Annotated in this window: 13 protein-coding genes; 6 read left to right on the forward strand and 7 right to left on the reverse strand. The window is 66.0% G+C overall.

Annotated elements, in window-relative coordinates; genetic code table 11:
• Nucleotides 1-43: 43 nt before the first annotated feature.
• Nucleotides 44-886 (reverse strand): TolB family protein, encoded by an 843-nt coding sequence (locus ACZ6Z4_RS01440; protein WP_465556965.1) that lies wholly within the window; start codon nt 884-886, stop codon nt 44-46.
• A 208-nt stretch (nt 887-1,094) separates the two neighbouring features.
• Here ACZ6Z4_RS01440 and ACZ6Z4_RS01445 point away from each other — a divergent pair, with 208 nt between their 5' ends.
• A complete protein-coding gene (locus tag ACZ6Z4_RS01445; RefSeq protein WP_465556967.1) occupies nt 1,095-1,379 on the forward strand; it encodes a hypothetical protein in 285 nt (94 codons plus the stop codon).
• Between the two features lie 2 nt (nt 1,380-1,381).
• Here the strand turns inward: ACZ6Z4_RS01445 and ACZ6Z4_RS01450 are convergent, their stop codons facing one another.
• A complete protein-coding gene (locus tag ACZ6Z4_RS01450; RefSeq protein ID WP_465556969.1) occupies nt 1,382-2,206 on the reverse strand; it encodes a nucleotide excision repair endonuclease in 825 nt (274 codons plus the stop codon).
• Complete coding sequence (locus ACZ6Z4_RS01455; protein ID WP_465556971.1) at nt 2,203-2,727, reverse strand: P-loop NTPase family protein; 525 nt, start codon at nt 2,725-2,727, stop codon at nt 2,203-2,205. The genes ACZ6Z4_RS01450 and ACZ6Z4_RS01455 overlap by 4 nt, the downstream gene beginning before the upstream one ends.
• Before the next feature lie 338 nt (nt 2,728-3,065).
• Between ACZ6Z4_RS01455 and ACZ6Z4_RS01460 the strand changes: the two genes are divergently transcribed.
• Together ACZ6Z4_RS01460 and ACZ6Z4_RS01465 are read left to right on the forward strand one after the other, a co-directional pair.
• On the forward strand, nt 3,066-3,932 hold the full coding sequence (locus ACZ6Z4_RS01460) for a carbon-nitrogen hydrolase family protein (RefSeq protein ID WP_465556973.1): 867 nt from the start codon (nt 3,066-3,068) through the stop codon (nt 3,930-3,932).
• A gap of 439 nt (nt 3,933-4,371) precedes the next feature.
• The gene (locus tag ACZ6Z4_RS01465; protein WP_465556975.1) at nt 4,372-4,851 is read left to right on the forward strand and encodes a GNAT family N-acetyltransferase; all 480 of its coding nucleotides are present in this window, start codon (nt 4,372-4,374) and stop codon (nt 4,849-4,851) included.
• On the opposite strand, the gene ACZ6Z4_RS01470 is transcribed toward ACZ6Z4_RS01465, so the two are convergent.
• Entirely contained in the window at nt 4,785-5,987 is a 1,203-nt protein-coding gene (locus ACZ6Z4_RS01470; protein ID WP_465556977.1) for a hypothetical protein, read from the reverse strand. The two genes, ACZ6Z4_RS01465 and ACZ6Z4_RS01470, sit on opposite strands and share 67 nt — an antisense overlap.
• Nucleotides 5,984-7,066, reverse strand: coding sequence for a hypothetical protein (locus ACZ6Z4_RS01475; protein ID WP_465556979.1), 1,083 nt, complete (start codon nt 7,064-7,066; stop codon nt 5,984-5,986). Before ACZ6Z4_RS01475 ends, ACZ6Z4_RS01470 begins: the two co-directional genes overlap by 4 nt.
• Before the next feature lie 496 nt (nt 7,067-7,562).
• On the opposite strand from ACZ6Z4_RS01475, the gene ACZ6Z4_RS01480 reads away from it, so the two are divergent.
• Complete coding sequence (locus ACZ6Z4_RS01480) at nt 7,563-7,946, forward strand: hypothetical protein (protein WP_465556981.1); 384 nt, start codon at nt 7,563-7,565, stop codon at nt 7,944-7,946.
• Nucleotides 7,947-7,990: 44 nt separating this feature from the next.
• Here the strand turns inward: ACZ6Z4_RS01480 and ACZ6Z4_RS01485 are convergent, their stop codons facing one another.
• On the reverse strand, nt 7,991-9,664 hold the full coding sequence (locus tag ACZ6Z4_RS01485) for an esterase-like activity of phytase family protein (protein WP_465556983.1): 1,674 nt from the start codon (nt 9,662-9,664) through the stop codon (nt 7,991-7,993).
• A 90-nt stretch (nt 9,665-9,754) separates the two neighbouring features.
• On the opposite strand from ACZ6Z4_RS01485, the gene ACZ6Z4_RS01490 reads away from it, so the two are divergent.
• A complete protein-coding gene (locus ACZ6Z4_RS01490; RefSeq protein ID WP_465556985.1) occupies nt 9,755-10,261 on the forward strand; it encodes a DinB family protein in 507 nt (168 codons plus the stop codon).
• A 54-nt stretch (nt 10,262-10,315) separates the two neighbouring features.
• The gene (locus ACZ6Z4_RS01495) at nt 10,316-11,755 is read left to right on the forward strand and encodes a HEAT repeat domain-containing protein (protein ID WP_465556987.1); all 1,440 of its coding nucleotides are present in this window, start codon (nt 10,316-10,318) and stop codon (nt 11,753-11,755) included.
• A 337-nt stretch (nt 11,756-12,092) separates the two neighbouring features.
• On the opposite strand, the gene ACZ6Z4_RS01500 is transcribed toward ACZ6Z4_RS01495, so the two are convergent.
• Nucleotides 12,093-12,893, reverse strand: coding sequence for a hypothetical protein (locus tag ACZ6Z4_RS01500; RefSeq protein ID WP_465556989.1), 801 nt, complete (start codon nt 12,891-12,893; stop codon nt 12,093-12,095).
• Nucleotides 12,894-12,904: the final 11 nt, after the last annotated feature.

The following is a 12,904-nucleotide window of genomic DNA, read 5'->3' on the forward strand; positions in this document are numbered from 1 at the left end:
CGGCTCCCCGCCGGCCGCGACGGACTTTCACGCCGGACGCGACCTAACCGACCGGGTAAGCGACGTACGCGAAGAACCGGCTGTCCGGCGACCAACTCGGCACGTTCATCGTCCCCTGCCCACCGAACACCGTCGCGACCTCCCGGATCTCCCCGTCGACCAGCAACCGCACCCGAACGTCCTCGACATCAGCCGGATGCCCAACCGTCCCCGGCGGGAAACTCACGTACGCGATCGCCGACCCGTCCGGCGCCGGGTGCGGAAACCAGTTCACCCGCTCGTCGTGCGTCAACTGCTCGAGCACCTCACCGCGAATCCGGAAAAGCTGCGCATTCGCCGACGCCCGCTCCGAGTTGAAGTAGATCCATTCCCCGTCCGGCCCGAACTCCGCCCCGTCATCAGCAAAGGCGTCATCCGTCACCGCCACATCGTCCCCACCCGATGCCGGAATCGTCCACACATTCGTCCGCCGCTCAGCGTCCATCCCGATGTAGGCCAACGTCGAACCGTCCGGCGAAACCCCGTGCAGGTAATACCGAAACCCGAGACCCCGCTCATTGCTCACCCGCCGAGCAACCCCGCGGCTCACACCGTACAAATGCCCGTCCTCAGCGGAAACGTAAACCGTCTCCCCATCAGGCCCGATCACGTGATCGTTGTTGATCTCCGGCACTCCACCGAGCGGAATCTCCTCCAACTCCCCGCCTGCCACGGAGAGCCGGAACAACTTCCCGTCCCCGTTCAGCACCAGCCATTTCCCGTCCGGCGACCAGTTCGGAGCCTCGACCAGCACCTCGGTCGAAGAGAACACCAGCCGACTCACCCCCGTCCGTACGTCGACTACGTAGACCTCAGCCGTCTGCCCATCCGCAAGAGTCCGCGCCATACCGCAGAACCTACCCGCGCCCGCCGCGGCGTAGGGCGTGTCTCCTAGTTCCCGCCTACTGCGCGGCACTCGGCACGGCACCTCGGAGCACTGGAGCAAAGGCCACGATGGAAAAACATCGAGGCGTTCACTCCAGCACTCCGAGCTACCGCGCCGAGCACCTGCTCGCTACGGCGGGAACTAGGAGACACGCCCTAGGCTCGACCCCATGAAAGACCAGACCTGGCACCTGAAACGCGGCGACGAACTGGTCGCCGCCCTGGTCGTCGTCGGCGCCGACTACCCGTGGCTCCAGGCCCACGTCGAGCCGACGCCCGCGTTCGACGACGTCAAGCACCTCTTCGAGCAGCTCGAGTCCGACGAGGACGCCTGGGCGTCCGCGACTGCCGAGATCCGCTCTACCCTCACCCTCGTGAACCCGAACGGCACCGCCGTCGCCGAGTACCTCCTGCACATCGACGGCGAGTCCGCCTGGTGGCGCTGGGTCGACTGACCTCAGCCCTGCAGCACCGGCGCGATCTCCTGGAGGACCAACCGCCGGTACGTCGCCACATCCAGCACCCGCCCCCGTACGCCGTGCCGCAACCTCCGCTCCCGCACGAGCCGCGGCCCACCCGCGAAGAACCTCAGCGCGGCGTCCCGGTCCCGCTTCAACGCCGGCAGCATGTACGCCGGCCGAGCGCCCGCCCGCTGCAGCAGCTCGTCCGCGAGCTTCGCCCGCGACCCAGCCAGGAACCCGTGCAACTCCTCCCGCAGCTCGACCACCACCGCGAACTCCTCCGGCGCCGACCGAGTGATTGCCGCAGGCATCCGTTCCCCGGCGCCATCGCTTGCCCACAGCAACCGAAGCAGCGCCGTGTAGCCATCGCTGCAAGCGATCCCGAGCGACGACGAGACGCCCTTCCCCAGATGCGGGAAGCATCCGTAGGCCCGTCCCTCAGCAGACGTCTCCAGCCGCAGCCGCACAACCCCCGCGCCCTCGTCCCGGGCCACCAGGTAAGGAATCCGGGCATCCTGCCCCACGGCCGCGACCCCACGCACCCCGGTGTTCGCGTTGTACGCCGGCCGCAGCGCGAAGATCAGCTCCGACTCCCGCCAGGCCGCCGCCTCCTCGGACGCCGCGACCTCCCAGACCACTCGGCGTACCAGGTCGTACCTCTCGTACAGCCCGACCCGAGGTCCCTTTGCCGCGGCATGCTGCGCCAGCCGCCGCTTGAGGTTGCCCGCCTTCCCGACGTACAGGACCTCACCAGCGCCGTCGAGAAACAAGTACACCCCCGGCGAACCAGGCGCCGCGACCTCCCGCAGCACCTCGTTCACCCCGAGATCCACCCGGCCTTGGTCAGCACCTCCAGCGCGATCTCCGCCAGCTCCCGCCCACTCGTCTCGACGACGAAATCCGTCGGCCCCGACTGCTCCAGACTCGCGGCCAGCTCGACCGACCGCCGGACCAGCCCCTCGTACGACGACCCGACCTCGCGCCGCCGCACCCGCTCGCGCAGTACGCCGTCGTCGGCGACCAGCCGGCACACCTGGATCTCGGCGCCTGGGATCGCCTCCGCGTACCCCGCGAGGTCGGCCTCGGCCTCGACGACGCGCGCGATGATCGCCCGGTCGATGCCGGCCTCGGCGTAGTTCGCCCACACCGATGCCAGGTTCCGCAGCGCCGTCCGCTCGTTGTACGGGTCGCCCTCGGCGTACGGCCAACTGATGCCGAAGGCATCGAGATCGATCACCGCGTGCGCGATGTCGCGGTCGATCAGCTGGTCGAACATCTCGTGCGCGACCGAGCTCTTCCCGACCCCGACCGGTCCGCTCACGATCAGCACCGGAATCCTCATGCCGCCGACCCTACCGAGCCGCTCCGACAAGCGCAGGTTGTTTGACGACCCCGCCCGCCCTCGGTCAAGATGGAGGTCCGGCGCGGCCCGCGCCTCACCTTCGTCGACCGGCCCCAGCCCGGTCCGCTGCTGAAGGCAAAGGGATCTCCGATCTCGGGCCGCTCGTCCTGGTCATCCGCCTCGGACGGGGTCGCTGGGGGATCGCGGTCGAGTGCGTGGAAGGCCAGATGACAGCGCACAGGAACTTGAAGCGACGGGTCCGCGCCCGCGCCGCCAAAACCGGCGAGTCCTACACGGCTGCCCTCCGGCACTTCCGTCCGACTCCTTCAGGAGAAGACATGCCGGAAACTCCCCAGACCCAGACCCAGCCCCCGTCGACCTTGCGACTGGCCGTCGTACAGTCGACGGTCCGCCAGGACCCGACCGACGAGGCAGCCCTCCGCGAGAGCGGCGCCGAGGTCCGCACCTTCATCCGTCAGGCGGCAAAGGAAGGCGCCCGCCTCGTCCACTTCGCCGAGGGAGCCCTCTGCTTCCCCAGCAAGTACGTCATGTCCGAACTCGGCCCCGACGAGCTGGGCCCGTCCGACTGGACCAAAGCCCAGTGGCACGTCCTAGACGAGGAACTGGCCTCGATCGCCGCCCTGTCGGCCGAACTAGGCATCTGGACCGCCATCCCGTCCCTCCACCGACAGCCCGACGCCCGCCCCCACAACTCCCTCTACGTCTTCAACGACCAGGGCACCCTCGTCACCCGCTACGACGAACGCACCCTGTCCACCACCAAGCTCAACTACATGTACACCCCCGGCACCGACCCGAAGACCTTCGACCTCGACGGCTTCCGCTTCGGCCTGGCCGTCGGCATGGACGCCCACATCCCCGAGATCTTCATCGACTACGTACGCCGCGACGCCGACTGCGTCCTCCTGTCCTACGCCACCTCCGGCATCACCAAGGACAACGCCGCCGCCGCAACCCCCGCCCACGCCGTCCTCAACCTCATCTGGGTAAGCCTCGCCGTCTCCACCAACCCCGACCTCCCCAACACAACAGCCGGCATCGCCACCCCCACCGGCGAGTGGGCCACCCAGTGCCCACCCACCGCCACCCCCGCCCTCACGACCCACGACCTCCACCTCGACCACAGACTCCCCGACCCCGCCCGCACCTGGCGAACCCTCGCCCGCTCCCGCGTGACGTCGTAAGCCCAAACGGCCGGCCCGGGCCTCCCAGCCCGGGCCGGCTGGCCTGCAACCACCGCAGACCTCACTCTTCAAGCGACCACTCGTACAACCGGTTCCCAGCAACCGCCAAGTCAGGGGCCACCGCCAGGCCGTTCCGCAATCCCGGAACCATGACCTGCTGGACCGTAAGGCTTTTCAGCGCTCGCTGTACGTGCTCGGCGGCTCTGTTCCAACCGATCCCACCGAGCACACCAAACTCACCAAGATCGCTCCCAGCCTGACGCCGACTCTGAAGGGCAAGCAGTCACATCCTCAATCGCCCGGGTGCCGGCGAGCATTGCTCCGGACAAACCGACCCCGCCCCAAGGCGACACTCGGCGCGCGTTGCCGGTCTGTTCCGGATGGCCAAGACTGGGACCGCTGAACGGCCACCGCGAGGCGCGCCGGGTGAGGGGGAGTTTTGCGCGTCGAGATACTCACTGCCGACGACTGGAAACTCCTCCAGGATCTCCGGCTCAGCGCTCTCGAGGAATCACCCGCCGCGTTCCTGCCGAACGCCGACGCGACCAGATCGGGTGACGAGGCCTACTGGCGCACACGGTGCACCGAAGAGTCCTGGGTGGTCGCCTCGATCGACGAGCAGGCCGTCGGGATCGCGCGGTCCGTCCAGGACCCTGAGCAACTACCGGACTCCAGGCACATCGAGTCGGTGTGGGTCGACCCGGCCCACCGCAGACAAGGCGTGCTCCGCACCATGCTCCACCGCATCATGGAGCTCGAATCCGATGTTCAGCACTGGTACGTCTGGGTCCTCGACGGCAATGACCTCGCCCGGGAAGCCTATGAGAGCTTGGGTTTCGAGACCGTCGAGCATCACGCTCTCACGGGAACTCTGTCGGAAGTGCGCTTGAAGTTGCGCCCTTCCGAACGCTGGCCGTAGCCGCAGGAGATCCAGTTCGTCAGCTCGAGCACGTCCAGCGCCTCGCTCTCGCTGAGTGCGAGCCCTCTCGGTGGCATCAATCGCTGCCACCGCTCGATGTCCGATCGCCATTGCCTGATGAACTCGACGCAGAGGTCGGGCCCGATCATGCCCAGTTGTTCAGCGGCCCTGAGCAGCGATTTCTGTGCCGACGACGGGTCTGTCCCGGGCCCGCACTGCGCAGCCGACAGGCGATCGAACGTCTTCGAGATCACGGTGTTCCGATCGTCGATGAACTGTCGCCAGTGGTTCAGGTTCTCGGCAGCTTTCAGCTGATCTTTCAGCTTCCATCCGCGCATACCGCTGAACAACGCATACAGTCCCTCGGCGAGAACGTCGCCGAACTCCTCGCGAGCAGCCCGCTCGGGATCCATGAACGGGTCGTACTCGTCCTGCCGAGCCTCACCGATCTTCGGCAATGATCGCTCCGCCGCATGGTGCGCGAAGAAGAACCAGTCCTCGTTGTAGACATCCGGGAAGAACGACACCGCCGGATCCTGGGTGTTGACGCCGAGCACAGCGCCACTGACGAACACGTCCTGGGGAAACCCTGCGAGCCGGCGAGCATGACAGACCACCGAGTTGTCCGGGAAGTACCTGCTCGCCATCGCGGCCACCGGATGGCGATCGAGTGAGCCGGAGAAGCGAGAGACGTCGCGGGGACTCAGCGGCTGGATGTCGTCGTCGATGAAGAGGATCTTGCTCCAGCCCCGCAACCGGGCCAGAACCAGTCCCAGATTGCGTTTCAGGCTCAGGTCGCTGGTACGCCCGGCGCTGGCTTCCCTGAACGCCTGGTCCGACGTCGAGTGATCGCCGCTGAACAACTGATACGCCGGTGGTAGGTCGATGAGGAGCGCTCGCGCGTTGAATGTCGCATCGACCCGGACCGCGACTTTCTCCGCTTTTGCGTTGTTGCTGCACAGCACCACCAGCGGGACCGACAGCATCGCCGAAAGATCGATCACCCGCTGCAGATTCGGCCTGGTGGCCGGTACGACGATCGCATCCAGCCGTCCGTTCGTCCCTGAGGGAGGAACGGACGAAACGTCGCGCAGCAGCGAAGCATGTGACGCGACGTGGTGTGTCCTGCTGCTCATCGAGTGGTCGCCTTCTCCTTCGGAGACCACTCGAAGAGCCGGTTCCGTTCGATTTCGAGATCTGGGGACATCGCCTCACCGTTCACCACCGGCACCCGGATCAGCAGCGCGAACGATCCACCGGGGAAACGGTTGGCGAGGAACACTTCGTTACGCTCCCGGACGGCAACATCGGTGAGCGCCCGCACCGACCCGAGCACTCCGCGGCTGTGGACCCCGTTGCAAATGGTGATGGTCCGGCTGTGGTTGTACGGATTACGCACTCGCGCCAGTAATCCGACATCTTCAACCAGTTCACGCCCGGCGTCACCGAAGTCCTCCCACACCGGCCAGTACTCGCCCGGTTCGGCCCCGCTGGTCCTGAAGATGTCGCCCGTCTTCAGTGCGTCGACCTCGATTTGGGACACCGGCATTTCGCGCAATGCCTTCAGGAGTCGCCGCGCGAGCTGGTTCCACCCGACACCGCCCATCACGACGACGTGACCGGAGAGGTCGTCCGGGCCCACCTCCGACGCCAGCCGATGACTGACCTCGGCATTGGGGTTGGCGGCCCGAATGTGGCCCCAGAGTTCGATCAACGCGTCCAGATCGGCGTACCGGTACATCCGGGTGTAGTTCGGATTCTTCTCGTTGGCCATCTGAGGCCGCTCGCTCAGCGGCGCCTCCGGGCAGATGACCGTGATGGGCCCGTCGTCGAAGGTCCAGGTCGGCGAGCTGAGGACAGCTGATCCGCCGGGACCGGCATGGCCGCCCACCGCGTTGCGTAATGCAATGAGTTCGTCGTGAAGCTCGTCGAATCGCTGCCGCTCGTCGTCCGTGAGTTCGCCCTCGGACAGCAGCCGCGGAGGCTTGGCACTCGATCGATCCGAGCAGAAGAACAGCGCGTACGAGTGGAGCCGCTCCTCCGGTGGCAGTTTCGGATCCCGCTGTGATTCCCAGGAGCTGATCGTCGCGACGGCGGCCGGAGCCTCTTCACTGAGGGCGCGCGCCAGGTCCGCCTGAGTCAGCCTTGGCTCATGCGATGTCCGAAGCTCACGAAGCCGTTCGGCAAGCCGGCCGGCCTCTGGTCCAACGGCCAAGACCCGTTCCTCCCAGATAGAGAGCGCCCCGCACGCGCGTACGCGTCCGGTAACCGTATACATGTTCTACACCCGTAACACCTGAAGCGCTATGGATCGGTGTCATTCCACTGAAGTCCACTGTGGATCACCGCGGCCGCCGCACCTTCAACGGCTCACCGAGCGTCAGGTCACGGTTCAGTTCAAGCAACTTTCGCTATTGCACCGGACTACACCACGTTCTACTGTAATTACACAAGCTCCACTGACTTCATCCCAACCACCGGTATTACTGGTAGAGGAGACGACGGAACCCACCAGCCACGCGCGCGCTCTGAGGATTCCGTCCAGGCAGACAACCTGCCGGCCCACCCGACATCCCGAGCGACGCCATTCGCGTGGCGCCTCCGTCCACGGCTATCTCCCAACGCCGAGCACCCGGCGTTCGATGGTCCCTCGTCTTCACGACCGGCACCGCCTAGGAGCGGTGCGCTTGGGAAGTTCGGAGGTGTTGACAATGTTGCAACGCATGCCGCGGCACAACACAGCCACGCGCAGTGCCTCTCATTCCGCCGTCACCCTGTGGACCTTGATGGCAGCCGATCTGATGGCCGTGATCTGGATGTACACCTTCGGGGCCTGGCTCGATCACTCCTCTCCGCTCACCGCCACGGCAACCCTCGGCGGCCACCACTGGATCGTGCTCGGCTTCGCCGCCGCTGGCTTCCTGACGCTCGCGAGCCTCGCGATGCTGACCGACGGCTTCACGAAGACGACACCCCGACTGACGATGGCCATCAACGGCGCATGCGTCGTTTCGGTGATCGCCCTGGCCGGTCTCGTCGCCTTCGTGCTCGTGGCTCTGCTGAGTCGAGTCGTGTTCGGGAAGCTTCGGCCCTGACCTGGCGGGCCCGTCCGACAACGGGGGACGGGCCCGCCAGCATCTCAGCGCACGTGAACGGTCACCGTCACGGTCTTCAGAACGGCCGGCAGTTTAGAGGTGTCGATCCTCAGAATCTCGCCGTTGTCCGTCCGCCCGGTCGGCGGCAGGACCTTCTGGTGCACCGTCCACTTCCCGTCCGGATCGACGACGATCGTGTCGATCCCGAAGTCGTTGTCGTTGGACACGTACAGCGTCCGCCCGCCATCGGTCGTCGCAACGCCCTCGACCTTGTCGTGGCCGAAGAACTTGCCCGTCGGGTCGAACTGGCTCACCAACGCCCCGACATTTACGGCTGGTTGCTTCAGAGCAACCTGAATCCCAGCAGAGGTAAGCGAAGCCAGCGCGGCGTTGGTAGTCGAGGCGCCAACAAGAGCCTCCGGCGACTTCCCACCGACAGTCAGCCCGTTGACATCCGTAGCGCCCTCGATGTCGATCTCGTTCAGGCTCTTCTGTGCGAACGGCGCGAACGCGCCATCCCGCTCGTCCAGCAGGAATCGCGTGTTCGACAACGCCGTGATCTCGCTGATCGCTGCACCCGTCGTACCGGGATTGTCCAGCAGGTAGAGGTACTGCTTGGAACGGTAGGTTCGCAGATCGATCGCGACAATCCGCACCGGCGCAACCCCAGCCGCCTTCACGCTCCCCAGATCCGGCATCTGCAATACCGACTGCATCACACCAACGAGCGTCGATCCGTCCGGCGTAACAGTGAGCCCTTCCATCCCTTTGTTCTTCACGCGATTCGCCAATTCGGCCGGCAAGTACCCGAGGATCTTGTGTGCCGAGTTGTCCACGCTGTCCCGGTACGGCGTGAGCCGCCCGATCTCGTAACCATCAGCATCGAAATGCGTCACGTACGGCCCGTACTCGTCCGAAACCCAGAACGTCCCGTCCCGCAGCGCAACGAGCCCTTCCGAGTCGTAGCCGTAAGCGTCGCGCGCAACAGGAACCGGCGTACCCCCGTTGGCGTTCGTCGCATTGACGTCGTCGATCACTTCGCTGGTGTCGTGCGGCGGCCGCCCGCTGTACTTCTTGCCACCCAGCGTTTTCGGCCCTTTCAGCAAAACCTTGCCGACGAGCTCGGCCCGCCCGTCGACGAGCTTGAACTTCCCGATCTGCGGCTGGAAATCGAGCAGCATCTCGGACTTGTTCCCGTCCGGCGCATCCGCATTCGGCCCGCGGTCGGTCAGCCCGTAGAAGTACCCGGCCTTTCCCGGTACGGCGGCCAACGCCGACCCGAAACCCTCACCGGAAATCTCCGTCGTACTCCCACCCGGCCCCGCGACCTTCGCCAACGGTGCCAAAGCGCCCCCGCCGGCCTTGCTGTTCTTGAACACCTGTACGGCGTCCGTCGCCGTGTACGTGAAACTGTCCGTCCCCTTGAACCCGGCCTTCGGCGTGTACACGAACGACCCGTCCGCAGCGACCGTCACGGCCCCATTCGCCGGCTGCGAATTCCGTACGACGGCAGTCGCGCCGGCGTCGTTGCGCAGTACGTCCCCACTCACCGCACCGTGCCCGGCGTACGAGTCCGCAACAACGCGAAACCCGTGCGTCGGCCGCGGCCAGAAGCCGCCGGCCTGACTCACCGCCGCGCCCGCGCACATCAAGGCCACCCCCGCGCCGATCGCCACCGCGACTCGAGCGCGCCTACGAGAGAAAACTCCTGATTCCATACCGCCGAACCTGCATCGCGCCGGTGAACGCCGAACCACCGCGCGATGAACCTTGTCCGCCGTCACCCGCCGCACCGCTACGATCGCGGAATGGCCAGCTGGATCGACGTGAACCGCCTTCCGACCGACGAGCGTTCGGCGCTGGAGAACATCCTCGACGCCCAGCGCATCGGCCTGATTCGCAAGGTCGAGGACCTCTCCGACGACGCGGCCCGCAAGACCCCGTCCGCGAGCTCACTGTCGCTGCTGGCCCTGGTCAAGCACGCCACGATCTGGGAGCAACGCTGGTTCGAGTACCTGGTGGCCGGCCGGAAACTCCCTGACGGCTGGCCCGAGGTCGAACCCACCGAGCCCAACGCCGACTTCGCCCTCGCCGACGCCGACAGCGTCGAGAGCTGCATCGCCGACTACCGCGCCCAGATCGAGAAGTCGAAGGCGATCACCACCACCACGCCGTTGGAAGCGCGAGGCACCCGCCCCGACCTGGCCGACTGCAACCTCCGCTACGTGATGCTCCACATGATCCAGGAAACCGCCCGCCACGCCGGCCACGCCGACATCATCCGGGAGTCCCTGGACGGCACCACCGGTATCTGAGCCGCATCGATAATTCCCGGACGTCGCGGCGTCCGGTCAGCCAAGATGAGCAGCATGCTGAGCCCGACGCAGATCCGCGAACGCCTCCGCGAAGCCGCGGACGCCGCCCTGAGCGGCGACCGGGTCGGCCTGGACAACAGCCTGTCCTGGTTCAGTACGGCGACCGCGCGCGAACTGCTGCGGATCGACTACTACGCCCGCGAATCCCGGTACGAAGGCCCGACGACGGGCCCGCCGGAGCTGTGGACTCCGCAGGTCCTCGAGCAGTCACACCCGATGATCGCCGTACTGGCGAGCATGCACCGCAACGGCTTCGTCCGCGAGCCCGCGGTCCGCGCGCTGATCAGCGCCGACGGGAACGCCGCCGACCGCGCGCTGACGATGCGGATCAACGATTACGTCGCGGTGATCCGTACGACGGCGCTGGCCGAAGTACGCGGGCGAACCACCCTCCGTCAGGCCGCCCGGATCGTCCCGCTGCTCCACCGCATCGACAACCGCAGCCGCGGCGCCGACGTCCTGCCGCAGTACCTGCGCTCCCTGGTCACGCTTCACGGCGAGGCGAACGTCTGGGCGCTCCTCCGGGAGTCCGCCGAACCCGACGTACGCCGAGCAGCCTTCCACCACAGCCACGAGACCGGCCTGCTGACCCTCGCCGACGTCACCAAGCTCCACCCCCGCGAGCCTGACCAACTCGTCCGCCAACTCCTCAACCGCATCGTCCTCGACGAAGGCTCACCCGAGCTCATCACCCGTCTCCTTCTCCACGCCCGCGCCGCCGACAGCCGAGTCCTCGCCCTGGTCCGCCTGACCGCAGCCGACCTCAACCCGACCGACGTCGAACGCCTCCTCGTAGACCGCTCGACGTTGGTCCGCCTCTGGGCCCGCCGCCGCTGGGAAGAACTGGGCCACAACCCCAGTACGACGTACGCCGAGATCGCCCACTCCGACGCACCCGCAACCACCCGAGCCCGCGCCTACATCGGCCTGACGGAACTCAAAGCCCCAGTCGCCCGCCCCGAGATCCTCACCCTGATCGCCAGCAACGAACCCGCCCTCCGCAAGGTCGGCCTGACCCTCCTGAAACCCAACGCCACCCCAGAGGACGTCCCCACCCTCTTCACCCTCACCGCCGCGCCCCACACCCGAATCGCCCGCCTGGCCGGCGAGGTCCTCATCCACAACCCTCGCCTCTGGACGATCCCCGACCTGGCACCCCTCAAGTCCTCCACCGACCCCGCCCTACGCCGCCGAGCCTGGTGGATCCACCGCAACCTGGGCGGCTGGGAAGCAGTGATCGCCGACCTGGAACTCCACCAAGACCCAGACCCCACCCTGTCGAGCCTCGGCAGCCAACCGGAAGCCCCGATGTACTTCCTCCCCACGAACTCCCAACAGCAACGCCTCACCGACCTCCTGAGAACCTCCCACCTCAGACGCCGAGAGACCCTCGCGATCGCCCTCGCAGCAAACCTCCGCGAGTTCCTCACCTGACCAACCACTGATCACAGCCGGCTGTCGCAGCGCTGCTTGCCGATGGCCCGCTTCACCAGCAATGTGAGGATCCACACGCGGCCGCGACGCTCGCACAGAAAGAAAAAATCCCCCTCCGAAACCGGAGAGGGTCGACGATCAAGATATGTGGTCAGGGGCGGTCTCGAACCGCCGACCTTCCGCTTTTCAGTTCGATAGCGGATACCGGGGCGAATGCTGAGGCGTAGGAGCGCTTGTCCTGCCAAGCGGCGCCTGATGGTGGGTGGCGGTGGCCGTTGCGGTACTGGTTGCGGTACCTAGGAGGGTGGTCACCCCACCGCATGCCGGGCGACCGTACTTAGTCGTCTTCTGGCGAGCATTCGTCCAAAATTGCCGCCTGAGACTGCGCAGAGATGATGGCAGAGTAGATGATCTGTCCTGCAGCGGGTTCGATACCCATCGCGCCACCAGGTTCAGCCATCCAGTCGCTCTCCTCCATGTGCGGAACTGCATTGAGGATCACTGCGATCACTCGGGAGTCCGGGAACCCTTCGGCAGAAATCGCTAGATAGGCGTCGCCGTCTTTGGTGCGGACTCCTGCCGTAACTTCGTGTCCTGTAAGAGTCGCCGACCACAGCTTGCCGTCTTTCAGCGAGCTTGCGATTAGCTCGCGTACCACTCGATGGATGCTGACTACGGCTCGGGTTACGATCTCAGCCTCTAGCCGTTCGAGATCGACCGTCCGCGGTAGTAGATGAGTAGAGCTGACTTCCTCTTGGCCCTTGCCGGCCCGAGTGGCCTCGGCCTCGAGTTGCTTGTAAAAATCGGTGGCACTGTCGGCGCGCCTCTCGCCAGCTGCGCCGATCCACCACCATGCATCGCTGCCTTGAAGAAGTTCTGGCTTCGCCGTGTCGTTCCAGTTGAGCTTGGTAACTGCGGCTCGGTAGACCGATGCCTTGCACTTGAACCAAACCCGGTCACTAAGGCAATGCACTCGTTCGCAGCCTCCGGCGGCGAATTCTTCCGGTATCTGCTGGGCCTTCTTGATAAGCGTGTGCTCAATCTCTTGAAGAGGGGATTCGAGAGACGGAAAGGCTAGCCCTAAGTCGTCAAGGCATCGCTTAGTCGGCCGCACAGGAGGAAAGGTCGACTCGGTCACTATCTGCACCA

It is taken from the genome of Kribbella sp. NPDC104740 (assembly GCF_055583505.1).